We start from the raw sequence: 22,225 nt of genomic DNA on the forward strand, positions 1-22,225 counted from the left end.
GGTACGGCAGATGAAGTTCGCCGCCGGTTCGCCCCGCCGGACAGGTGACCGCCCGAGGGGTGTGCCGGCCGGGGTCAGCCGCCCTTCGTGTACGTCAGTTCCTGGCCCGAGTCGGTGATCACCCGGCGCAGCCGCCCGTCCGGCAGGAGGGTGACCTCGGAGCTGCCGCCGGGCGAGCACGAGGACGCCGGTTCGCCGACGACGACCTCGGACGGGCCGATCTTCAGGGGACCGCCGTCGGTCGGGGTCTCGGCCAGGTCGGCCCGGAACACGCAGTGGTAGGTGCCGCTGCCGGCCGGGCCGTCCGCGGTGAGCGACAGGACGGTGTCGCCCGCCTTGCCCTGCTGGATCACCAGCCGCCGGGTGTTGTGGCCCGTGGCGTTGTCGATGCTGCCGTTCCAGGTGCCGAGGTACTTCTCCGGGATCCCGCCGTCCTTCGGCGCCTTGGTGGTCGGCGACTCCGACACGGGGTCCGGCGACCGCGTGGGGTCCGGGCCGGGAGTCGTCGGGGCGCCGGTCGTCGGCGTCGGCGCCTTGCCGTCGTCGTCGGTGCCGCCCTTCATCAGCGCGTACACGGAACCCCCCGCGCCGAGCGCCACCACCAGGGCGACCGCGACGAGCGCCGCCGTGGAACGCCCGCTGCGGCGCTCGGGCTCCGGCGCCCGCGGCGCGGCTCCGGGACCGTACGGCGGGGTCGCGCCGGGCCCGTACGCGGGGGCCGCGCCCGGACCGTACGGCGGGGTGGAGCCCTGGGCGTACCCGGCGGGCGGTCCGGCGCCCCAGCCGTTCTGCGGATACCCGTACGCGGAGGGCTGCGGGTGCTGCTGGGGATAGCCGTACCCGGGCGGGGCGGACGGCGGGGGCGCGATGCCGGGCCCGGAGACCATCGTCGGCAGGTGGTCCAGCGGGGCCGGACCGCCCGGCGGGGGCGGGGTGGGACCGCCCGGCGCCTCGGGGACGGCGGCGTGCTCGGGGGGCACCTCGGGCGCGGGGCGCTGGACGGGGTCGGCGGAGCCGGGGGCCGGGGTGGCGCGGGGGTCCCGCGCGCCGGAGCCGTCCGGCGCCCCCGCGGTGCCCGCGGGCAGGGCGGGCAGGGCGGCCGGGGGCTGACCCGCCGCGCCGCCGGGCTCGTCCGGGTTCTCCGTGTCGAGCAACTGCACGGCGTGACGGCCGAGTTGGGCCACCAACGCACCCGGCAGCCACGGGTCGCGGGCCCGTCCGTCGGAGACGGTGTCCTCCGCCCCCGTCCGCTCCAGGATCCGGTCGAGGGTCGGCCGGGCCGCGGGGTCCTTGCGCAGGCAGTCCCGTACGAGCTCCGACAGGGCCTCCGGCACACCGGAGAGGTCGGGCTCCTCCTGCGCGATGCGGAACATCAGCGCGTGCACCCCGCTGTCGGTGCTGCCGAAGGGCTGGGCTCCCGTCGCGGCGTACGCGAGGACGGACCCGAGGCAGAAGACGTCGCACGCCGGGGTGATCCGGTCGCCGCGGACCTGCTCCGGCGCCATGAACCCGGGGGACCCGACGAGCGCGCCGGTCCTGGTGAGGCCGCCGTCGGTGACGGTCTCCAGGGCCCGGGCGATCCCGAAGTCGATGACCCGCGGCCCGTCGATCGTGACCAGCACGTTCGACGGCTTGAGGTCCCGGTGGATCAGCCCGGCGGCATGGATGTCCTGGAGGGCGTGTGCGAGTCCGGCGGCGAGGATGCGCACGGACCGCTCGGGGAGCGGGCCGTGGTCCTGCCCCACGACGGTCTGCAGCGTGGGCCCCGCGACATAGCCGGTGGCCACCCACGGGATGGCCGCCTCGGTGTCCGCGTCCAGCACCGGCGCCGTCCAGTACCCGCCGACGCGTCCGGCCGCCTGCACCTCCTGCCGGAAGCGGGCCCGGAACTCCTCCTGCTCCGCGAGCTCCTGGCGTACGAGCTTCACGGCGACCGTGCGGCCCCGGCCCGACCGGGCGAGATACACCTGGCCCATCCCGCCTGCCCCGAGCCGCGCGAGCAGCCGGTAGCCCCCGATCCGCTGCGGCTCCCCAGCCCCCAGCTTCTCCATCGCCGCGCCGCCTTCCCCCGTACGTGAGCAACAGCCCGAGGATAATGCGCGGGTACGGGGTCAGGGGCGAGGCGGCGTCTACGGTTCCGTAACAGCGGAGGGCGGCGGACCAGGGCCGGGCGGCGCCCCTCCGCCGGGCGAGGGGGCGCGGCGGGGGCCGACAACCTGTCGCGGAAAGCCCCCGTCCGCAGACAGGACGCCGATGTCGCGTCCGTGTCCGGGACATCTACCCTCGCGGCATGACCCCTCAGCCCAACCCCCAGGCCGGCGCCGCCGTGAAGGCCGCGGACCGTGCGCACGTCTTCCACTCCTGGTCCGCGCAGGAGCTCATCGACCCGCTCGCCGTCGCCGGCGCGGAGGGGTCGTACTTCTGGGACTACGACGGCAAGCGGTATCTGGACTTCACCAGCGGGCTCGTCTTCACCAACATCGGCTACCAGCACCCCAAGGTCGTCGCCGCGATCCAGGAACAGGCCGCGACCCTGTCCACCTTCGCGCCCGCCTTCGCCGTCGAGGCCCGCTCGGAGGCGGCGCGGCTCATAGCCGAGCGGACCCCCGGCGACCTGGACAAGATCTTCTTCACCAACGGCGGGGCCGAGGCCGTCGAGAACGCCACGCGCATGGCCCGGCTGCACACCGGCCGCCCCAAGGTGCTGTCGGCCTACCGCTCGTACCACGGCGCCACCTCCACCGCGATCAACCTCACCGGCGACCCGCGCCGCTGGCCGAACGACATCGGCGCCGCGGGCGTCGTCCACTTCTGGGCGCCGTTCCTCTACCGCTCCCCCTTCCACTCCGACAGCGAGCGGCAGGAGTGCGAGCGCGCGCTCCAGCACCTGGAGGACACGATCGCCTTCGAGGGCCCGGCGACCGTCGCGGCCGTCGTCCTGGAGACCGTCCCGGGCACCGCGGGCATCATGACCCCGCCGCCCGGCTACCTCGCCGGCGTCCGCGAGATCTGCGACCGGTACGGCATCGTCTTCGTCCTGGACGAGGTCATGGCCGGGTTCGGGCGCACCGGCAGGTGGTTCGCCGCCGACCACTACGACGTGACGCCGGACCTGCTGACCTTCGCCAAGGGCGTGAACTCCGGATACGTGCCGCTGGGCGGCGTCGCCATCTCGGGGGCCATCGCGGAGACCTTCGCCCGGCGGCCCTACCCCGGCGGCCTCACCTACTCCGGACACCCGCTGGCCTGCGCCGCCGCCGTCGCCACCATCAACGTGATGGAGGAGGAGGACGTCGTCGGACAGGCGGCCCGGACCGGCGAGAGCGTCATCGGGCCCGCGCTGCGCGAGCTGGCCGAGCGCCACCCGAGCATCGGCGAGGTGCGCGGCACCGGCATGTTCTGGGCCCTGGAACTCGTGCGGAACCGGGAGACCCGGGAGCCGCTGGTCCCCTACAACGCGAGCGGCGAGGCCAACGCGCCGATGGCGGCGTTCGCGGCGGCGGCCAAGGCCCACGGCCTGTGGCCCTTCGTCAACATGAACCGCACGCACGTCGTGCCGCCGTGCAACATCAGCGAGGCGGAGGCCAAGGAGGGCCTCGCCGCGCTGGACGAGGCACTGTCCGTGGCGGACGAACACACCGTGTGACGACCGGCGGACGCCGCCCCGGACGCCGGGACGCGGACGTCCGCACGGACTCTCCTGGCTCAGCGACCCCACCGCGTAAGGTGACGTGCTCGTAGACACACATGAGCGACGACCACGTACCCGTACGCGATGGGGGAGCCAGACACCATGCCCGGCACCGGCGGCGGCGCCGTAACCCGTAGCACCCTGCGGCAGCAGATCGCGGACGCCCTCCGTGACGAGGTGCTGGCCGGCCGGCTCCAGGCGGGGCAGGAGTTCACGGTGAAGGAGATCGCCGAGCAGTACGGCGTCTCCGCGACCCCGGTCCGCGAGGCCCTAGTCGACCTGTCGGCACAGGGCCTCCTGGACTCCGTCCAGCACCGCGGCTTCCGGGTCCACGAGTACTCCCTGGACGACTACCGGGGCATGATCGAGGCCCGGAGCATGATCACGGACGGCATCTTCCGCAGCCTGGCCGGCGGCTCCATGAAGGACGCCGACAAGCCGCGCGCCCTCGCCGCGCTCGCCGGGGTGCGCCGCCGGGGCGAGGAGGCCGCCCGCGCCGCCGTCGCCGGCGACCTGAACGTCCTCATCGGCTACGACCTGCGCTTCTGGCGCGAGCTGAGCGGACTGTTCGGCAACCCCTACCTCGCCGACTTCCTGCACCGCATGCGCGTCCAGTCCTGGGTGTGCACGGTGCAGCATCTGCGGCGGTTGACCGACCTCAAGGGGCACCTGTGGTCGGGGCACACCGATCTCGTGGACGCGCTGGCGCGGCGCGAGCCCGGGGAGGCGCACGCGATCGTCGCCGCGTACAACGCGCACTCCCTCGCCCTCGTCGAACGGCTGGCCGCCGGATGAGCGCGCCGCAGTACACGGACGTCGTCGAGGACCGGCCGGCCAAGGACGTGGAACTCACGGTCGTCGTGCCCGCCTACAACGAGGAGCGGCGGCTCGGCCCGACGCTCGACGCCATCGTCGCCCACCTCGGCGAGGACGACGGCCGGTTCGGGGACTGGGAGCTGATCGTCGTCGACGACGGTTCCACGGACGCGACCGCGGACGTCGTCGCGGCGGTGACGGCCCGCGACCCCCGGGTCCGGTTCGTCGCGAGCCCCAGCAACCGCGGCAAGGGCCACGCGCTGCGCCTCGGTGTCGCCGCCTCGCGCGGCCGGCGCGTGCTGGTCACCGACGCCGACCTGGCGGCCCCGATCGAGGAGCTGGAGCACCTCGACAAGGCGCTCGCCGACGGCCGGGCCGCGGCGATCGGCTCCCGGGCGACGGCCGGCGCGACGATAGAGACGCACCAGCACCGGCTGCGCGAGTTCCTCGGCCGCGCCGGCAACTTCCTGATACGCAGGGTCGCGGTGCCCGGCATACGCGACACCCAGTGCGGCTTCAAGCTCTTCGACGGCGACCGCGCCCGCGAGGCGTTCGCCGCCTCCCGGCTCAACGGCTGGGGCATAGACGTCGAGATACTCCAGCACTTCCGCCGCTCCGGCTGGGCGGTCGCCGAGGTCCCGGTGCGCTGGGCGCACCAGTCCGGCTCGAAGGTACGGCCCCTGGACTACGGCCGGGTCCTCGCCGAACTGTCCCTCCTCAAACTGCGCCTGATCGGCCCGGCGGACGTGCTGGCCGCGGCCCTCTTCCTCCTCATGTCGGTGGCCCTGTACTCCGGCCGCTGGACGAACCCCGACGACCGCTACCTCGTCGACTCGCTCCAGGACCAGAACCAGTGGGAGTGGTTCTTCGCGGTCACCGCCGACAACGTCCGCCATCTGCACAACCCCCTGTTCACGACCCTCCAGGGCTTCCCTGACGGCGTGAACCTGATGGCCAACACGGTCATGCTGGGCCTGTCGGTCCCCTTCACCCCGGTCACCCTGCTCCTCGGCCCCGCCGTCTCCCTCAACCTGGTGATGACGCTGGGCCTCGCCGCCACCGCCGCCGCCTGGTACTGGCTGATCGTCAAGCGGGTCGTACGGCAGCGGGGCGCGGCCTTCCTCGGCGCCGCGCTCGCCGCCTTCGCGCCCCCGATGGTGAGCCACGCCAACGCGCACCCGAACTTCGTGATCCTGCTGATGATCCCGCTGATCATCGACCGCGCCCTCCGGCTGTGCGCCGGCACCCGGGTGGTCCGCGACGGCGTGGTCCTCGGGCTGATGGCGGCCTACCAGATCTTCCTGGGCGAGGAGCCGCTGCTGCTCGCCTCGATGGGGATGGCCCTGTTCGCGCTCGCCTACGCGGCCGTCCGCCGGGACGTCGCCAAGGCGTCCTGGCGCCCGCTGCTCCGCGGCCTCGGGATCGCGGCGGCCGTCTGCCTGCCGCTGGTCGCCTTCCCCCTGTACTGGCAGTTCGCCGGACCGCAGAGCTACAAGAGCGTGCTGCACGGCGACAACGCGGGCAACAGCCCGCTCGCGCTGCTGTCCTTCGCGGAGCGCTCGCTGGTGGCGGGGAACGCGGAGACCGCGGGCGCGCTGTCCCTGAACCCCACCGAGCAGAACGCCTTCTACGGCTGGCCGCTGGCCGCGCTCGCCTTCGCGATCGTCGTACGGCTGTGGGACCGGGCGCTCGTCAAGGCGCTCGCGTTCACCGTGCTCGCGGCCGCGGCACTGTCCCTCGGCCCCGAGTTCCGCATCCCGCTGACGGACGTGGTGCTGCCCGGCCCCTGGGCGGCGCTGGCGGGCAAGCCGCTGTTCGAGTCGGTCATCGAGGGACGGGTGGCGATGGTCTGCGCGCCCGCCCTGGGCATGCTGGTGGCGCTCGCCTTCGACAGGCTCGTCCGCACCCGCGCCCTCGTCACCCAGTACCTGGGGATGGTGGCCGTCGCCGCCGCGCTGCTCCCCCTGGTCCCGGCGCCGCTGAAGTCCGTGGACCGGGCGGACGTCCCCGCCTTCGTCGCGGACGGGACCTGGAAGCCGTACGTCGGCCAGGGCGAGTCCCTGGTGCCGGTGCCGCTGCCGGACCCCGTCAACGCGGACGCGCTGCACTGGCAGACGACCGCGGACCTCGGTTTCCGGCTGCCCGGCGGCTACTTCAACGGCCCGTTCGGCGAGGAGCGGGTCGGCATCTACGGCGCCGCGCCCCGCTACACGTCCAACCTGCTGCGCGAGATCGCCAACACGGGCGCCGTCCCGGAGATCGGCGAGAACTGGCGGGCGCAGGCGCGTTACGACTTCGCGTACTGGAAGGCGGGGGTGCTGGTGCTCGGCCCGCAGGTCCACCAGGACGCGCTGCGGCAGGCGGTGGACGAGCTGGTCGGGCACCCGGGCACGTTCACCGGCGGGGCCTGGGTCTGGGACCTGGACGGCTCCGGAAGGTACAGCCCGTCGTAGCGGCGTCCGGCCGCCGGGGTTTGAGGGCCGGTCCGGTGGGCGATCGGGGGTGTGGGGGCACAGCCCCCGGGCGGGGCCGTGGACGGGCAGCCCTCGGTGCCGCCCCGGGGACGGATATGGGCCGGAGTTGCGCACCGGGAGTCACCGGCGGGCGCCGCGCGCATTACGCTTCCCTGACCATCGTCGTACCGCTGCCGCGCAACGAACCAGAGGAGTCGTCTGTTGGCCTGTGACCTGTGGCTGGTCCCGCTCGTCGACGTGTTGTGCCACACCCCCGACAACCCCTTCGCCGAGGAGCTCGCGCTCTACGACAAGGTGCTGGGCGAAGCCGGACTCCCACCGGTCCCGGTCTACGCGTACATGCCCGGACTGACCGGTGAGGTCGCCCCGGTCGCGGGCTTCGACTACGACGCGCTGCACTTCCTGCGGCGGGCGTACCTGCTGCAGATGTGCGGTCTCGCGGTGACCCCGGTGGACGAACTGGGCGGCGACTACGAGCAGCTCCTGGAGATGTTCGAGACCAACGCCCAGCAGTCGCACCTCGTGTGGCACTACGACCACGCGGGCGCCTATGTCCCGGTCGACTTCGCGTACCCGCTCTCCAGCGACGAGCTCCTGGCCGGCGGCGGGCCCCTCGGCTCGGCCCACGGCCTGCTGCGGGAGCTGGAGTTCGTCGGACCGTCGATCGGCATCGACCCGGGCAATCCGCCCGTGGCACCGGAACCGCCGCACGCGCCCACGGAGTTGGAGGAACCGGCCGCGCCCGCCCCCTACGACGCGAGCCCCTTCGCCCGTGAACGGCACGTCTGGCTGGGCCTGCACGCGGCCGCCACGCGCAGCCTCGCCCAGGGATCGATGATCATCTTCAGCTGAGAGGGCTCCCGGCGCTGGTCAGCGGAGCTGGGAGAGGCCCTTCTGGAGGTCGTCCGCGTTCATGATGGGGAAGACCTCGACCTTGGCGTTGAGCTGGGTGAAGAACGGTTCGCCCACGGGGGGCAGCTCGGAGCTGTCCGACATGTCGAAGACGAGGTAGCACGTCCGGCGGCCGCCCTCGGGGCCGAAGTACGCGGCCTCGGGCCTCAGGTGCTCCATCGTCTCCTTGATGAGCTGCGGCATCTTGCCGCTCGTCAGGGCCTCGTTGGCCTTGTCGGTGTCCATCGTGGCTTTGAGCATGACGCGCATCGCACTCACCTTCTCCTGGCTGGGACGCACGCACTCCTACACCTTCAGCGTATGCCCGCTTCGTCCCCTTCGCCCCAGCAGAAAGGGCGCCCCGCGGGGCGCCCTTTCCGTGGTCCCGGGACCGGCTAGATGAACGAGTTGATCTCGATCGTCTCGTCCCTGCCGGGGCCGACGCCGATCGCGGAGATCGGTGCGCCGGACATCTCCTCCAGCGCCTTCACATACGCCTGGGCGTTCTTGGGCAGGTCGGCGAAGGACTTGGCCTTCGTGATGTCCTCCGACCAGCCGGGCAGGGTCTCGTAGACGGGCTTCGCGTGGTGGAAGTCCGTCTGCGAGTACGGGAGTTCCTCGACGCGCTTGCCGTCGATCTCGTACGCCACGCAGACCGGGATCTCCTCCCAGCCGGTCAGCACGTCCAGCTTGGTGAGGAAGAAGTCCGTCAGACCGTTCACCCGCGTCGCGTACCGGGCGATGACCGCGTCGAACCAGCCGCAGCGCCGGTCACGGCCGGTGGTGACACCGCGCTCGCCGCCGATGCGGCGCAGCGCCTCGCCGTCCTCGTCGAACAGCTCGGTCGGGAACGGGCCCGAACCGACGCGCGTGGTGTACGCCTTGAGGATGCCGATGACCCGGCTGATCTTCGTGGGCCCGACACCCGCGCCGGTGCAGGCACCACCGGCGGTCGGGTTGCTGGACGTCACGAAGGGGTACGTGCCGTGGTCGATGTCCAGGAGCGTGCCCTGGCCGCCCTCGAAGAGCACGACCTTGTCCTGCTCCAGGGCCTGGTTCAGGACCAGGACGGTGTCCGCGACGTACGGCTTGAGCCGGTCCGCGTAGCCGAGCAGCTCCTCGACGACCTGGCCGGCCTCGATGGCACGCCGGTTGTAGAGCTTGGTGAGCAGCTGGTTCTTGACCTCGAGGGCCGCTTCGACCTTCTGCGTCAGGATCGACTCGTCGTACAGGTCCTGGATGCGGATGCCGACGCGGTTGATCTTGTCCGCGTACGTCGGGCCGATACCGCGGCCGGTGGTACCGATCTTGCGCTTGCCGAGGAAGCGCTCGGTGACCTTGTCGACCGTGACGTTGTACGGCGTGATGATGTGCGCGTTGCCGCTGATCAGGAGCTTGGAGGTGTCGACGCCGCGCTCGTTGAGCCCGTTCAGCTCGGAGAACAGGACCGAGGGGTCGACGACGACTCCGTTGCCGATCACCGGCGTGCACTCAGGCGTGAGGATTCCGGAAGGGAGGAGGTGGAGGGCGTACTTCTGATCGCCCACGACTACCGTATGGCCGGCGTTGTTGCCGCCCTGGTATCGCACCACGTAGTCCACGGAACCACCGAGCAGGTCGGTGGCCTTTCCCTTGCCTTCGTCACCCCACTGAGCACCGAGCAGCACAAGTGCGGGCACAGGCGTACACCCCTTCCGGGCGGGGCATGTCCAAGGTCGGGGACGTACGCTGCTGTCTTTGCTGTACGGCTGCGTGCGCCGGCGACCACCTTTGGCCGCGACCGTCGGACCGGATGCCCCGGAATAGACGAAGCCCCTGGCGCAATAGCGCAAGGGGCTCTTGCACCAAGATGCTACCCGAGGAAGCGAGGCATGACCGAGGTGGCGGCTTCCGACCAGCTCCTGGTGGTCATCGACCCGGTCGCCCGTCGCGGCGACGGGGAGTCGGTACGGATCGCGAAAGACGTGCTCAGCGCGGGTGCGGCCACCAAGGTGTGCCTCCCTGACGGGCCCGAGGAATTCGCCCGGGCACTGGCCCGAAGGGGTTCCCGGCGGCCAGTGGTGATCGGCGACGACCGGGCGCTGCTGCGTGCCGTCTCCCTCCTCCACCGGCAGCGCGAGCTCACGGCGTGCGCGCTCTCCTTGGTGCCCGTGGGCGGCGCGCTCTCGCTCGCCCGCGCCCTGGGTGTGCCGACGGGCGCGGTGGCGGCGGCCCGCTGCGTGCTGGAGGGCGCCGTGCGGCGCCTCGATCTGCTGGTGGACGACAGCGACGGTGTGGTGGTCGGCGGGCTGCGGATCCCCTCCCTGCCGCTGACCGTCGGCTCCGCCGCCGACGACTCCCCCGCCCATGCCTGGCTGCGGACCTGCCAGTCCCTGGTCCGCACGCTGGCCACCCGCCCCTCCCGGCCGGCGGCCGTGACCGGCCCCGGCCCCAGCCGCCTGCGGATCGAGGTCGACGGCGTGACCCTCGTCGACCTCGACCAGCCCGTGGAGGCGGTCTCGGTGACGCCCTGCGCGGGCGGCAGCGCCGAGGTGGAGGTGCGGCGCCTGTCCCTGGGCGCGGAGGCCTCCCCCCTGCGGGCGGTGGGCCGCCGCGTGACCGTCTCGGGCGCGGACTTCCGCTACCGGGCGGACTCGGTGATCACCGGCCCGGTCCGCACCCGAACCTGGACGGTCCGAGAATCCGCCTGGGGCCTGACCCTCCCGAACTGACAGATCACCCCGGGGCACACTTCAGCCCCTCCGGCGTTCGAGGAGCGGGGCAAAATCCAGCCCCTCCGGCGCTTGAGGAGCGGGGTCCGGGGCGGAGCCCCGTGTCGGGACGGAAAGCCGGCGCCCCGAGGGTGTCGGCCTCTCCGCGACGGGGGATTTTCAGCCCCTCCGGCGCTTGAGGAGCGGGGTCCGGGGCGGAGCCCCGCGGCGGGACGGGTAGGGGCGGAGGGGGCGAGGAAAGGCTGCCGGACCGGCGTACGGAGACCGGCGGAACCGGGTGGAGGCAGGCGCACCGGGCCGACGTAACGGACCGCAGGTCGGCGCCCCCTGGGCGCGGTCCAGAGCGGCGGGCCGGAGCGGGACCGGACGCCGGTTCGGCCACGTCGGCGTGAGTCAACCCGGTGGGCCGGGTGACCGCAGGCGTCGGGTCAGGCGTCGCCGAAGAGCCGCTCACGATGAACCCGCCACCGCGCCATCACCCCGGCCAACTCCCCGTCGACGAACTCGAAGAACGCCAGAGTCTCGGCCAGCCGCCGCCCCGCGGGCGTACCGGCCCCGAGCCGCTCCACCCCGTCCCGCAAAGCGGACTGCCACCGCTTGATCGCGGCGTCCCGGTTGGTCAGCGCCTCGTACCACTGGTCGCTGTGCACGCGATACCGCTCCCGCCGCGACCCGGGCTCCCGCTCCCGGGACACCAGGTGCTGCTGCGCGAGATACCGCACCGCCCCGGACACGGCGGCCGCACTGACCCGCAGCCCCTCACCGAGCTGGACCGAGGTGAGCGCCCCGGAGTCGGAGGCGAGCAACGCGGTGAACACCCGGGCCGGCATCCGCGGCATCCCCGCCTCGACGAGCTGCGCCGCGAAGCCCTCGACGAACACGGAGACCGACTCCTCGTCGCGCCCGGGATCCTCACCGACGCGTGCGGCTCCGCCCGATTCCGTCATCCCTGGACCATCTCCCGTCGTCTTCCCCGCTCGCGTACCACCCCCGAGTCTATCCAGGCTTTCCGCAATTCCTTAAGTTCACAAATTTCTGAAAGAAGCGTACGTTCAGAAGCATGACGAAGGCAATCAGCGTCTCCGGGCTCCACAAGTCGTTCGGGACGACGCGCGCGCTGGACGGCCTCGACCTGGAGGTCGCGGCCGGCGAGGTCCACGGCTTCCTCGGCCCGAACGGCGCCGGGAAGTCCACCGCCATCCGCGTCCTGCTCGGCCTGCTGCGCGCCGACTCGGGCACGGCACGGGTGCTTGACCGGGACCCCTGGTCGGACGCCGTGGAACTGCACCGCCGGGTCGCGTACGTGCCCGGCGACGTCACCCTCTGGCGCAACCTGTCCGGCGGTGAGGTCATCGACCTGTACGGGCGGCTGCGCGGCGGCCTCGACCCCGCGCGCCGCGCCGAGCTGATCGAGCGGTTCGAACTGGACCCGACCAGGAAGGGACGTACGTACTCCAAGGGCAACCGCCAGAAGGTCGCCCTCGTCGCCGCGTTCGCCTCGGACGTCGACCTGCTGATCCTGGACGAGCCCACCTCCGGCCTCGACCCGCTGATGGAGGAGGTCTTCCAGCGGTGCGTCGAGGAGGAGCGGGACCGCGGCCGCACCGTCCTGCTGTCGTCGCACATCCTCAGCGAGGTGGAGGAGCTGTGCGACCGGGTCAGCATCATCCGCAAGGGCGTCACCGTGGAGAGCGGCACCCTCGCCGAACTGCGCCACCTGACCCGTACCAGCGTCACCGCCGAGCTCGCCGGCCCGCCCGACGGCCTTGCGGACCTGCCGGGCGTCCACCACCTGGCCGTGGAGCCCGCGGGGACCCGCCCTGACGGCGTCTGGGGCCGGGTGCGGCTCCAGGTCGACACCGACAGGCTGGACGCCGTCCTGCGGGCGCTCACCGCCTCGGGCGTACGGTCGCTGAAGTCCTCCCCGCCCACCCTGGAGGAGCTGTTCCTGCGGCACTACCAGGACGACGTACCGGCGCGGGACGCGCGGCGGGCGGTGACGCGGTGACCGCCCTGACCACCGGCGCCCGTGCGGTCCCCCGCCCCGGCGGGTCACGCCCGCTGGCCGGGACGGGCGCCCTCCTGCGGTTCGCGCTGCGCCGGGACCGGCTGATGATCCCCCTGTGGGTCCTCGTCGTCGCTACGACCGTGCTCTCCGTGCCGGGCGCCCTGGAGAGCGTGTACGCCACCGCCGCCGACCGCGCCGGGGTGGTGGCCCAGGTGCGGGCGAACGGCTCCCTGCGCGCCATGTACGGGCCCGTGTACGGCGACTCGCTCGGCGCGCTCACGGCCTGGCGCATCGGCGGTTTCGCGGGCGTCCTCGCCGCCGTCATGAGCCTGCTCGTCGTCGTACGGCACACCCGCGACGAGGAGGAGAGCGGACGTCAGGAGCTGATCTCCTCGGCGATGGTCGGACGGCGCGCCCCGCTGACCGCGTCGCTGCTGGTGGCGCTCGTGGCGAACGCGGCCCTCGCGCTGCTCGTCACGGCCGGACTCGCCGGCCGTGGTGCCGCCGGAGCCCTCGCCCTCGGCCTCGGCGTCGCCGGCGTCGGGATGGTCTTCGCGACGGCGGCGGCGGTCCTCGCCCAGTTCACCGAGAGCGCCCGGCTCGCCAAGGGGCTGACGGGTGCCCTGCTCGGGACGGCGTTCGTGCTGCGGGCGTCCGGCGACTCCGCCACGGCGGTCGGCTCGTCGGTACCGGCCTGGCTCTCCCCGCTCGGCTGGCTGGAGAACCTGCGCCCCTTCGCCGGCGAACGGTGGTGGGTGCTCGCGCTCCTCGCCGCCGCCGTCGCCCTCCAGGGGACCGCCGCCTACGTCCTGGCCGGCCGCCGCGACCTCGGCATGAGCTTCCTGCCGACCCGGCCCGGACCCGCCACCGGGCGCCTGGGATCGGCGGCCGCGCTGGCCTGGCGCCTCCAGCGGGGCGGCCTACTGGGCTGGAGCCTCGGCTACCTGGCCGCCGGAGCCGCCTTCGGCGCGATGACCCAGGGCGCCGCCGGTCTCGTGGGCGACAACGAGAGGACCCGGGAGATCATCGAGCGGATGGGCGGTGAGTCCGGGATCACGGACGCCTTCCTCGGCACCCTGGCCGGCCTGCTCGGCATGGTCGGCGCCCTCTACGTCGTGCAGTCCGTGCTGCGCCTGCACGCCGAGGAGACCTCGGGTCGGGCCGAGCCGGTCCTCGCGGGCGCGGTCGGGCGGCTGCGCTGGGCCGCCGGGCACCTGGCCGTCGCTTTCGGCGGGTCCGCCCTGCTCATGGCCGTCGGCGGTCTCGGGCTCGCCGCCGGATACGGCCACGGGCCCGGCCCCGTCCTCGGCGCCTGCCTGGTCCAGCTGCCCGCGGTCTGGGTCGTCGGCGGACTCGCCGTCCTCCTCCACGGTGTCTCGCCGCGCCTTGCCCCGGCCGCCTGGGCGGTCGCGGGCGCGGCCCTCCTCCTCGGCTGGATCGGACCCGCGCTGGACGTGCCGCGGTCCGTCATGGACCTCTCCCCCTTCGGCCACCTGCCGAAGCTGCCGGGCGGCTCGATGGCGTGGCCGCCGGTGTTCGTCCTGACCGGGATCGCGGCGACCCTCACCGCGGCGGGCCTGGCGGCGCTGAGGCGACGGGACATGAGCAGCTGAGGGGAGATCCGTGAGCGGCTGTCAGCGGCTCAGCGTGAGGGGGCGCGGGCGGCTCGCGGCTCAGGGTGAGGGATCGCGGGCGGCTCGCGGCTGAAGGTGAGAGGGCGCGGGCGGCTCGCGGCGGAGGGTGGGTCGTAAGCCGCTCTGGAGGAGCCGCCCGTGCCGCCGCCGGATCGGTGCGGCGCCACGGGGCGGGCTCTCAGACCTCGACGCGCAGCCCCTCCAGCCCCCGGATCACGAAGTTCGGCTTGCGCTCCGGCTCGGACGCCAGGCTCAGGCCGGGTGCCTGCTCCAGCAGCGCGTCCAAGGAGGCGCCCAGTTCCAGCCGGGCCAGCGGCGCCCCGATGCAGTAGTGGATGCCCGCGCTGAACGAGATGTGGGGGTTGTCCTTCCGCGCCAGATCCAGCTTCTCCGGCTCGGTGAACACGGCCGGGTCGTGGTTGGCGGAACCGAACAGCATCGCGATCTCCGAACCCCGCGGGACCGTCGTGCCGTCGATCTCGATGTCGTCCAGGACCCACCGCTCGAAGAGCTGGAGCGGGGTGTCGTAGCGCATCAGCTCCTCCACCGCCGTCGGGACGAGCGACCGGTCGGCGCGCAGGGCCGCCAACTGGTCCGGGTGCCGGAACAGCGCCCACCAGCCGTTCACCGTCGCGTTGACCGTCGCCTCGTGTCCCGCGTTCAGCAGCAGCACGCAGGTGGAGATCATCTCCTGCTCGGTCAGCCGGTCGCCCTCGTCGTGCGCCGCGATCAGCCCCGAGACCAGGTCGTCGCCCGGCTCCTTGCGGCGGAGCGCGATCAGCTCCTGGAGGTACTCCGTGAACTCGACGGACGCCCGCACCGCCCGCCGCGCCGTCTCCGGGGACGGCTTCAGCTCGTACATCCCGCAGATGTCCGCCGACCAGGGCCGCAGCGGTGCCCGGTCCGACTCCGGGATGCCCAGCATCTCGGCGATCACCGCCACCGGCAGCGGTTCGGCGACGTCGCTCAGCAGATCGCCGCCGCCCGCCGCCACCAGGCCCGCGACCAGCTCGGACGCCAGCCGGTGCACGTACGGCCGCAGCTGCTCGACCGTGCGCGGGGTGAACGCCTTCGACACCAGCCGCCGGATCCGGGTGTGGTCCGGGGGCTCCAGGTCGAGCATGCCGTGGTCGTTCAGGACGTGGAACGGCTCGTGCTCCGGGGGCGGTGCCGTGCGCCCGAAGTCCTCGTGCGTGAACCGGTGCTGGTACGTGCGGCCCAGGCGCCGGTCCCGCAGCAGCGCCGAGACGTCCGCGTGGTGCGGCACCAGCCACTGGCCGGTCGGCTCGTAGAAGTGCACGCGGCCCTGGGCACGCAGCTCGGCATACGCGGGGTAGGGGTCGGCGACGAACGCCGGGTCCCAGGGGTCGAAGGCAGTCATGTCCGGACGCTAGCCCGCCACACCCCTGGCTGACCAGGGGTGTCGCCCCGTGGCGGGCCGCGCCCCGCGTCCGCCTCCGGACCCGGCTCGGGGACCCGTCCGGCGCCTCAGGCCGGCCGCACCAGCCGTGCCTCGTACGCGAACACGGCCGCCTGCGTGCGGTCGCGCAGCCCCAGCTTGACGAGGATCCGGCTGACGTGGGTCTTGATGGTGGACTCGGCGACGACCAGGCGGCTCGCGATCTCCGCGTTGGAGAGGCCCTGCGCGATCAGGACCAGGACCTCCGTCTCCCGCTCGGTCAGCTCCCCGTACGCCGCCTGGGCCCCGGCGGGGAAGCGGGGCGCCTCCGAGAGCTTGGAGAACTCCGTGATCAGGCGCCTGGTCACCGAGGGGGCGAGCAACGCCTCACCCGAGGCCACCACCCTTACCCCGTCGGCCAGTTGGCGGGCCGAGGCGTCCTTCAGCAGGAACCCGGAGGCTCCCGCCCGCAGCGCCTGGTACACGTACTCGTCCAGGTCGAAGGTGGTCAGCACCAGCACCTTCGCCGCCCCGTCCGCGGCGACGATCTCCCGCGTCGCCTCGATGCCGTTCAGTTCCGGCATGCGGATGTCCATCAGGACGACGTCCGGGGAGAGTTCGCGCACCCGCCGCACGGCGTCGCGTCCGTTGACCGCCTCGCCGACCACCTCGATGTCCGGCATGGCGCCGAGCAGCACGGAGAACCCCTCACGCACCATCACCTGGTCGTCGGCGATCAGTACGCGGATGGTGCCGGGGGTGCCTTGGGCGCCGGGGGCTTGGGTGCCGTGGGTGCCGTGGGTGCCGTTCAACGTGTCGCCGTCCCTGCCGGCCGTGTCGCCCGTCATGCGGACTCCTCGGCGAGGGCCACCGGGAGGAAGACCGAGATCTCGTAGCCGCCGTCGGCCGTGCCGCCCGCCGTCATCTCGCCGTTCAGCATCGAGACGCGCTCGCGCATCCCGGTGATGCCGTGGCCCGCGCCGTGCGTGGACTTCTCGAAGGACGGCCCGGGGGCCGGGCCGTTCACGACGCGCAGACCGAGTCCGCCGAGCACGTAGCCGATCTCGACACGGGCCGTCGCGCCCGGCGCGTGCCGCAGGGTGTTGCTGAGCGCCTCCTGCACGATCCGGTACGCCGACAGCTCGACGCCCTGCGGCAGTTCGCGCACCGCGCCGGTGACCGCCTTGTCGACGGGCAGGCCCGCCTCGCGCACGTTCGCCAGGAGCGCGTCGAGGTCGGCGAGCGTCGGCTGCGGGGCGTCCGGCGCCTCGTAGTCCTCGGCCCGTACGACGCCGAGGACGCGGCGCAGCTCGGTCAGCGCCGCGACCGCGTTCTCCCGGATCGTGACGAAGGCCTTCTCCAGCTCCGGGGGCGGGTTCTCGACGCGGTACGGGGCGGCCTCGGCCTGGATGGCGACCACCGACATGTGGTGCGCGACCACGTCGTGCAGCTCGCGGGCGATGTTGGTGCGCTCCTCGAGGAGCGTGCGCCGGGACCGTTCGTGGGCGGTGACCGTCTGCTGGGCGGTCACCTCCCGCTCCGCCTGCCGGCGCACCTGCCCCACCGTGACGACCAGCAGGGCGAGCGCCGACACGAACAGGAACGGCACGCTGTTGCTCGCGTAGTGCCCGCCGCCCAGGAGCGTCTCGATCAGGAAGCCGTACGCCGCCGTCAGCGCCCACATCCAGGCCGCCGTGCGCGGACGGGTCCGGGCGGCGACGACCGTGAGGACGACCAGGTGGGTGGCGAAGGTGGCGGGCGCCCAGGGCCAGTCCGACCACGCGGTGCCGAACATGGCGACGACCGGCGAGGCCGCCATGGAGAACCAGAAGGCGCCGACCGGCCTCACCAGCGTCAGCAGGACCGGCGTCACCGAGAGGATCACCGTCAGCAGGTCCGTGAGACCGCCGCCGCCCTCGCTGGACGTGGCGGAGATGAGCAGCACCAGCAGCGCGGCCGCCGTCACCAGCGCGTGCGGGGTCCAGGCCGCGTACCGCCGGGCCCGCTCGGGGAGCCGGCGGGACAGCGGACCGTCCCCGCGCAGCGGCGGCAGGGGTCGGTAGGCGAAGGCGTCGTGGAAGAGGTCCTCGCGCAGCCTCCGCAGGGCACCCATGGCCAGCCTGAACTCGGGGCTGCGCCCGTCGTCGGCACCGCCCACCGGTATCGGCATCGTCTTCGTCCGGGTCGTCTCGGTCACATACAGAACCGTAGGGCGAGCGCGGGCCCCGGTCGTCCCCAGTGAGAGGGGTCCTCCCGGATCCTTCTCAGGTACTACGGCAAGGACCGGGCGGCGGAGGGTGCGGGTGCCTGGTCGCCGGTACGGAGCCGTGCAGAGCGGCTCCGCTCCCGTCGTCACCAGGCCAGTTGGGCGATCTCCTCGGCGACCACGGCGCACGCGTCCGCCGCGGGGTCGATGAGAGGGAAGTGGCCCACGCCCTCCAGGAGGGTCAGGCCGACCACCTCGCCGGCCTTGGCCGCCGCGTCCGCGTACGACTCCGCGACGGCCTGCGGCACCACGATGTCGCCGCGGCCCTGCACGAGCGTGGTCGCGATGCCGGTCGGCAACAGCAGGGCCGGGTCCGCGTACGCCCTGCGCTCGGCGAACTTGGCGCCGCCGCCGAGGAGTTGGACCGTCGCGCCCGAGCAGACGTCCAGCTCCTCGGCGACACCGAGGTCGGCGACCGGGGCGAGCGCCACGACGCCGCGCAGCGGGGCCGGACGGTCGAGGAACCAGGGGGCGTCGGCCGGCAGGAGGTGGCGGGCGGACGCCCACAGCGCCAGGTGCCCGCCCGCCGAGTGACCGGTGACGACGACGCGGCGCGGATCGGCCTGGGGCAGCGCCTCCCGGACGAGGCCGGGCAGGGCGTCGAGCGCCGCCGCGACGTCGTCGAAGGTGTCCGGCCAGCGGCCCGCGACGGGGCCGGTGCCGCCCTGCGCGGGGATGGCGCTGCCGCGCCGGTACTCGACGTTGGCCACGGCGAAGCCCCGCCGGGCCAGGAAGTCGGCGAACGGGGTCACGTGCCGGCGGTCGAACGGCGCCCGCCACGCCCCGCCGTGCAGGACCACCACGACCGGCGCGGGCACGGCCGTCTCGGGGCCGCGCGGGGCGTAGAAGTCGATCACCTGGTCGGGGTGGTCGCCGTACGCCACGGTGGAGTCCGGGTCGACGGCCGGATGCGAGAAGGCGGACGCCTCTTCGGCGGCGTCGCGGACGATGTCGTCACGGCCTTCGGCATCACGGGGGACGGCGTCGTCCGGCATGCTCCAACCTCTCAGCGGCGAAACGGAATTGGACGGGAAGACGGAGGTGGTTCGGAGGGGGCCAGGAGGGATTCGGCCGTTGGCGGGGACGGTATCAGGCCGGTGACGTGCGCGGACAGGTGGATGTCACGCTGGGTGAGGGTTAAACGGTTCTGCTGTTTCGTTACGCTGGTGGTGGGTGCGCGGTAGTCCCCGGTTCCCCCGGTTCGGACCACCGCATCCCGGCCGGGCGGCGCGTGACGTGCGATGTGCGACATGCGCTGTGCGCTGTGCTTCTCGGCCGGCTTGTCCCTGTCCCTGTCCGGCATGTTCCTGTCCGCCCCACCCCTTCCGCCGCATCCCCAGGAGGCCGCATGTCCGCCGAGCCCGGCACCGTACGACCCGGGGGCCGCACCGCGCGCGTGCGTGCCGCCGTACTGCGGGCGGCCGGGGACATGCTGGTCGAGCGGGGCTTCGCGCACCTCGACCTCGCGGATGTGGCCCGGCGGGCCGAGGTCGGCAAGACGACCGTGTACCGCCGCTGGGGCAACGTCACCGGCCTCGTCGCGGACCTCCTCGCCGACATGGCCGAGCAGTCCCTGAGCCGTACCGACCTGGGCTCCGTGCTGGAGGACCTGCGCGCCAACGCCGCGCTGGTCCAGCGGACGCTGGCCGACCCCCGGCAGGGCGCGCTGTTCCGCGCCGTCATCGCGGCGGCCACGTGCGACGCGCGTACGGCGGAGGCGTTGGCCCGTTTCTACGAGGTGCGCGTCGCGGAGTGGGTGCCGTGCGTCCGACGCGGCGTCGAGCGCGGGGAGTTGCCTGCCGGCACCGACCCGGCGCAGGTCGTGCGGGCCGTGTCCGCTCCGCTCTACTACACCCTGCTCACCACGGGCACGGCTCCCGACCCGGCCGCCGCGGACCGGGCGGCACGGGCCGCTGTGGCCGCGGCGGCGGCCGGGGTGTACACGACCGACGGGTGACCGCCGCCGCTCCGTGCGGAGGGGCCGTTTTCCGGTGCGGGTTCCGGTGCGTGGCGCCTCGGTCCGTGTGTGGTGCCGGGTCCGGCGCGGTGCGGGTTCCGGTGCGTGGCGCCCCGGTCCGGTGTGTGGTGCCGGGTCCGGCGCGATGCGGGTTCCGGTGCGTGGGGCCCCGGTGGATGGCCGGTGCGTCGTGCGGGCGGGCTGTGGGTTCCGCCCGCACGACGGGCCGTGGGGCTTACTCCAGTACCTCCGCCAGGACCCGTACCGCCCGTTCCACGTCCGCGAAGCCGACGTACAGCGGGGTGAACCCGAAGCGGAGGACGTCCGGGTGCCGGAAGTCGCCCACCACTCCGCGTTCGATGAGCCGCTTCATCACCGCACCGGCGTCCGCGCAGCGCAGCGCCACCTGGCTGCCCCGCTCCTCGTGCGCCGCCGGGGTCAGGGACTCCACGCGGCCCTCGGGCACGTACGCCGCGACGCACTCCAGGAAGAAGTCCGTCAGCGCCAGCGACTTGGCCCGCACCGCCTCGACTCCGACGCCGTCCCACACCTCCAGAGCCGCCTCCAGCGCGAGCATGGAGAGGATGTCCGGCGTGCCGACCCGGCCGCGCAGCGCACCCTGCGCGGGCTCGAACTCCCCCCGCATGCCGAAGGGTTCGGCATGCGAGTTCCAGCCGGGCAGCGGCGAGTCGAAACGGTCCTGGAGCTCCGCGCGCACGTAGAGGTACGCCGGTGAACCCGGGCCCCCGTTCAGGTACTTGTACGTGCAGCCGACGGCCAGGTCGACCCCGTGCTCGTCCAGTCCGACCGGCAGAGCCCCCGCGCTGTGGCACAGGTCCCAGACCGCGTACGCCCCGGCCTCGTGCACCGCCGCCGTCAGCCCGGGCAGGTCGTACAGCCGGCCCGTGCGGTAGTCGATGTGGTTCAGCAGCACCGCCGCCGTCCGCGGGCCCAGCGCCCCGGTCACCTCGTCGGGGGCCACCGCGCGCAGCGTGCACCCGGTCATCCGCGCCGCCGACGCCGCTATGTACCCGTCCGTCGGGAACGTCGTGGCGTCGACCAGGATCTCGTCGCGCCCCTCCCCCGCGAGGCGCACCGCGCCGACGACCGCCTTGAACACGTTGACGCTGGTCGAGTCACCGACGACGATCTGGCCGGCGGCGGCCCCCACCAGCGGGGCGATGCGGTCGCCGATCCGCTCCGGAGCGGTCCACCAGCCGCTCTCCTCCCAGGACCGGATGCGCAGCTCGCCCCACTGCCTGCGGACCACGTCGTCCACCCGGCCCGGCACCGCCACGGGCAGCGCGCCCAGCGAGTTGCCGTCCAGGTACACGGTGTCGTCGAGCACGAAGCGCTCGCGCAGTGCGCCGAGCGGGTCGGCCGCGTCCAGTTCCTTCGCCCTGGTGCGCACCTCAGACATGGGACCTCGCCGTCCACAGCTCGGGGAACACGTTCTTCTGCGCCCGCTTCTCCAGCCAGGCCACGCCCGCCGAGCCGCCGGTGCCGGTCTTGGCCCCCATCGCGCGGCGGGTCGCCACCAGGTGGTCGTTGCGCCAGCGCCACACCAGCTCGGCCACGTCGGTCAGCGCCTCGCCCAGGCGGGCGAGTTCACCGCTCTCGTCCCCGGCGTAGAGCTCCGTCCACACGGCCTCCACCTCCGGCGACGGCTCGTACTTCTTCGCGACGTCGCGATCCAGCACCGCGTCCGGGATCGCGTACCCGCGCCGCGCGAGCAGCCGCAGCACCTCGTCGTACACGCTCGGTTCGTGCAGCGCCTTCTCCAGCTCGGCGTGCACGCGCGGTGCCCCGCGGTGCGGGACGAGCATCGACGCGGACTTGTCGCCGAGCAGGAACTCCATGCGGCGGTACATCGCGGACTGGAAGCCGGATCCCTCGCCGAGGGCGCTGCGGTACGAGTTGAACTGCGCCGGGGTCAGCTGGCCCAGCGGGCGCCAGGACGCGTTGAGCGCCTCCAGCTCGCGGACCGAGCGCTTCAGCGCGGCGACGGCCGTCTTCACGTCGTCCGCGCGCAGGGCGCGCGCCGTGGTCTCCCACTCGTGCACGATGACCGTGAACCACAGCTCCATGACCTGGGTCGTCACCAGGAAGACCATCTCGCCGGGGTCGTCCGAGAGGGTGTGCTGGAGGTGGGTCAGGACGTCCGCCTGTACGTAGTCCTCGTACGGCGTGGTCCCCTGGAAGTCGAGATGCGGGGTCTCGGGCTCCTGAGCCTCTGCGGGCTGAGTCTGATGAGCCTGTTGGGACATCGCTGTCTCCTGTTGCGTACTCCGGGTAGCGGTCCGCCCCTGCCGTTACCGGCACGGGGGCCCCGGTCCCCACCGCGCATCCTCCGCAATGGTCCCCCGAAACCGCAAGGC

Annotated in this window: 18 protein-coding genes; 8 read left to right on the forward strand and 10 right to left on the reverse strand. The window is 73.3% G+C overall.

Annotated features, from left to right (window positions below; translation table 11 throughout):
* Positions 1-74: 74 nt before the first annotated feature.
* A complete protein-coding gene (locus tag ACZ4VA_RS26100) occupies positions 75-2,051 on the reverse strand; it encodes a serine/threonine-protein kinase (RefSeq protein ID WP_356238030.1) in 1,977 nt (658 codons plus the stop codon).
* A gap of 239 nt (positions 2,052-2,290) precedes the next feature.
* Here ACZ4VA_RS26100 and ACZ4VA_RS26105 point away from each other — a divergent pair, with 239 nt between their 5' ends.
* From ACZ4VA_RS26105 to ACZ4VA_RS26120, 4 genes are all read left to right on the forward strand, one after another.
* Entirely contained in the window at positions 2,291-3,646 is a 1,356-nt protein-coding gene (locus ACZ4VA_RS26105) for an aspartate aminotransferase family protein (RefSeq protein ID WP_355788574.1), read from the forward strand.
* A gap of 147 nt (positions 3,647-3,793) precedes the next feature.
* Positions 3,794-4,486 carry a GntR family transcriptional regulator gene (locus ACZ4VA_RS26110; RefSeq protein ID WP_355788578.1) on the forward strand — a complete coding sequence of 231 codons (693 nt, stop codon included), beginning with the start codon at positions 3,794-3,796 and terminating at the stop codon, positions 4,484-4,486.
* A complete protein-coding gene (locus tag ACZ4VA_RS26115; protein ID WP_388904810.1) occupies positions 4,483-6,960 on the forward strand; it encodes a glycosyltransferase in 2,478 nt (825 codons plus the stop codon). The genes ACZ4VA_RS26110 and ACZ4VA_RS26115 overlap by 4 nt, the downstream gene beginning before the upstream one ends.
* A 222-nt stretch (positions 6,961-7,182) precedes the next feature.
* Complete coding sequence (locus tag ACZ4VA_RS26120) at positions 7,183-7,833, forward strand: hypothetical protein (RefSeq protein WP_355793430.1); 651 nt, start codon at positions 7,183-7,185, stop codon at positions 7,831-7,833.
* Between the two features lie 18 nt (positions 7,834-7,851).
* Here ACZ4VA_RS26120 and ACZ4VA_RS26125 read toward each other — a convergent pair whose 3' ends face one another.
* Together ACZ4VA_RS26125 and ACZ4VA_RS26130 are read right to left on the reverse strand one after the other, a co-directional pair.
* Positions 7,852-8,142 carry a hypothetical protein gene (locus tag ACZ4VA_RS26125; protein WP_355793432.1) on the reverse strand — a complete coding sequence of 97 codons (291 nt, stop codon included), beginning with the start codon at positions 8,140-8,142 and terminating at the stop codon, positions 7,852-7,854.
* Between the two features lie 125 nt (positions 8,143-8,267).
* Complete coding sequence (locus ACZ4VA_RS26130) at positions 8,268-9,551, reverse strand: adenylosuccinate synthase (protein ID WP_355793428.1); 1,284 nt, start codon at positions 9,549-9,551, stop codon at positions 8,268-8,270.
* A 192-nt stretch (positions 9,552-9,743) separates the two neighbouring features.
* Here ACZ4VA_RS26130 and ACZ4VA_RS26135 point away from each other — a divergent pair, with 192 nt between their 5' ends.
* Positions 9,744-10,583 carry a diacylglycerol kinase family protein gene (locus tag ACZ4VA_RS26135; RefSeq protein ID WP_468082631.1) on the forward strand — a complete coding sequence of 280 codons (840 nt, stop codon included), beginning with the start codon at positions 9,744-9,746 and terminating at the stop codon, positions 10,581-10,583.
* Positions 10,584-11,011: 428 nt separating this feature from the next.
* On the opposite strand, the gene ACZ4VA_RS26140 is transcribed toward ACZ4VA_RS26135, so the two are convergent.
* The gene (locus tag ACZ4VA_RS26140) at positions 11,012-11,530 is read right to left on the reverse strand and encodes a GbsR/MarR family transcriptional regulator (RefSeq protein ID WP_355788006.1); all 519 of its coding nucleotides are present in this window, start codon (positions 11,528-11,530) and stop codon (positions 11,012-11,014) included.
* A 113-nt stretch (positions 11,531-11,643) separates the two neighbouring features.
* Between ACZ4VA_RS26140 and ACZ4VA_RS26145 the strand changes: the two genes are divergently transcribed.
* Positions 11,644-12,591, forward strand: coding sequence for an ABC transporter ATP-binding protein (locus ACZ4VA_RS26145; RefSeq protein ID WP_389390084.1), 948 nt, complete (start codon positions 11,644-11,646; stop codon positions 12,589-12,591).
* On the forward strand, positions 12,588-14,204 hold the full coding sequence (locus tag ACZ4VA_RS26150; protein WP_468082635.1) for an ABC transporter permease: 1,617 nt from the start codon (positions 12,588-12,590) through the stop codon (positions 14,202-14,204). Before ACZ4VA_RS26145 ends, ACZ4VA_RS26150 begins: the two co-directional genes overlap by 4 nt.
* Positions 14,205-14,403: 199 nt before the next feature.
* Here ACZ4VA_RS26150 and ACZ4VA_RS26155 read toward each other — a convergent pair whose 3' ends face one another.
* The 4 genes from ACZ4VA_RS26155 to ACZ4VA_RS26170 form a co-directional block, all read right to left on the reverse strand.
* Positions 14,404-15,606 carry a cytochrome P450 gene (locus ACZ4VA_RS26155; RefSeq protein WP_355787996.1) on the reverse strand — a complete coding sequence of 401 codons (1,203 nt, stop codon included), beginning with the start codon at positions 15,604-15,606 and terminating at the stop codon, positions 14,404-14,406.
* A 107-nt stretch (positions 15,607-15,713) separates the two neighbouring features.
* Positions 15,714-16,472 (reverse strand): response regulator, encoded by a 759-nt coding sequence (locus ACZ4VA_RS26160; protein WP_388904811.1) that lies wholly within the window; start codon positions 16,470-16,472, stop codon positions 15,714-15,716.
* Positions 16,469-17,821, reverse strand: a complete 1,353-nt coding sequence (locus ACZ4VA_RS26165) for a sensor histidine kinase (protein ID WP_468082638.1) — start codon at positions 17,819-17,821, stop codon at positions 16,469-16,471. The genes ACZ4VA_RS26160 and ACZ4VA_RS26165 overlap by 4 nt, the downstream gene beginning before the upstream one ends.
* A 155-nt stretch (positions 17,822-17,976) precedes the next feature.
* Positions 17,977-18,885, reverse strand: coding sequence for an alpha/beta hydrolase family protein (locus ACZ4VA_RS26170; protein ID WP_468082640.1), 909 nt, complete (start codon positions 18,883-18,885; stop codon positions 17,977-17,979).
* A 353-nt stretch (positions 18,886-19,238) separates the two neighbouring features.
* Between ACZ4VA_RS26170 and ACZ4VA_RS26175 the strand changes: the two genes are divergently transcribed.
* Complete coding sequence (locus ACZ4VA_RS26175; protein WP_356163785.1) at positions 19,239-19,847, forward strand: TetR/AcrR family transcriptional regulator; 609 nt, start codon at positions 19,239-19,241, stop codon at positions 19,845-19,847.
* Between the two features lie 235 nt (positions 19,848-20,082).
* On the opposite strand, the gene kynU is transcribed toward ACZ4VA_RS26175, so the two are convergent.
* Positions 20,083-21,267 carry a kynureninase gene (gene kynU, locus ACZ4VA_RS26180; protein ID WP_356163784.1) on the reverse strand — a complete coding sequence of 395 codons (1,185 nt, stop codon included), beginning with the start codon at positions 21,265-21,267 and terminating at the stop codon, positions 20,083-20,085.
* Positions 21,260-22,114: a tryptophan 2,3-dioxygenase family protein gene (locus tag ACZ4VA_RS26185; protein WP_468082642.1), complete on the reverse strand. Its 855-nt coding sequence runs from the start codon at positions 22,112-22,114 to the stop codon at positions 21,260-21,262. The genes kynU and ACZ4VA_RS26185 overlap by 8 nt, the downstream gene beginning before the upstream one ends.
* Positions 22,115-22,225 lie beyond the last annotated feature (111 nt).

The organism is Streptomyces sp. NPDC028308 (assembly GCF_055565855.1).

Bases quoted from the DNA above. Each gene is read 5' to 3' on its own strand.
- ACZ4VA_RS26170 (WP_468082640.1), bottom strand. From the start codon at position 18,885: ATGCCGGACGACGCCGTCCCCCGTGATGCCGAAGGCCGTGACGACATC.
- ACZ4VA_RS26160 (WP_388904811.1), bottom strand. From the start codon at position 16,472: ATGACGGGCGACACGGCCGGCAGGGACGGCGACACGTTGAACGGCACC.
- ACZ4VA_RS26110 (WP_355788578.1), top strand. From the start codon at position 3,794: ATGCCCGGCACCGGCGGCGGCGCCGTAACCCGTAGCACCCTGCGGCAG.
- ACZ4VA_RS26125 (WP_355793432.1), bottom strand. From the start codon at position 8,142: ATGCGCGTCATGCTCAAAGCCACGATGGACACCGACAAGGCCAACGAG.
- kynU (WP_356163784.1), bottom strand. From the start codon at position 21,267: ATGTCTGAGGTGCGCACCAGGGCGAAGGAACTGGACGCGGCCGACCCG.
- ACZ4VA_RS26145 (WP_389390084.1), top strand. From the start codon at position 11,644: ATGACGAAGGCAATCAGCGTCTCCGGGCTCCACAAGTCGTTCGGGACG.
- ACZ4VA_RS26105 (WP_355788574.1), top strand. From the start codon at position 2,291: ATGACCCCTCAGCCCAACCCCCAGGCCGGCGCCGCCGTGAAGGCCGCG.
- ACZ4VA_RS26135 (WP_468082631.1), top strand. From the start codon at position 9,744: ATGACCGAGGTGGCGGCTTCCGACCAGCTCCTGGTGGTCATCGACCCG.
- ACZ4VA_RS26140 (WP_355788006.1), bottom strand. From the start codon at position 11,530: ATGACGGAATCGGGCGGAGCCGCACGCGTCGGTGAGGATCCCGGGCGC.
- ACZ4VA_RS26100 (WP_356238030.1), bottom strand. From the start codon at position 2,051: ATGGAGAAGCTGGGGGCTGGGGAGCCGCAGCGGATCGGGGGCTACCGG.
- ACZ4VA_RS26115 (WP_388904810.1), top strand. From the start codon at position 4,483: ATGAGCGCGCCGCAGTACACGGACGTCGTCGAGGACCGGCCGGCCAAG.
- ACZ4VA_RS26155 (WP_355787996.1), bottom strand. From the start codon at position 15,606: ATGACTGCCTTCGACCCCTGGGACCCGGCGTTCGTCGCCGACCCCTAC.
- ACZ4VA_RS26185 (WP_468082642.1), bottom strand. From the start codon at position 22,114: ATGTCCCAACAGGCTCATCAGACTCAGCCCGCAGAGGCTCAGGAGCCC.
- ACZ4VA_RS26175 (WP_356163785.1), top strand. From the start codon at position 19,239: ATGTCCGCCGAGCCCGGCACCGTACGACCCGGGGGCCGCACCGCGCGC.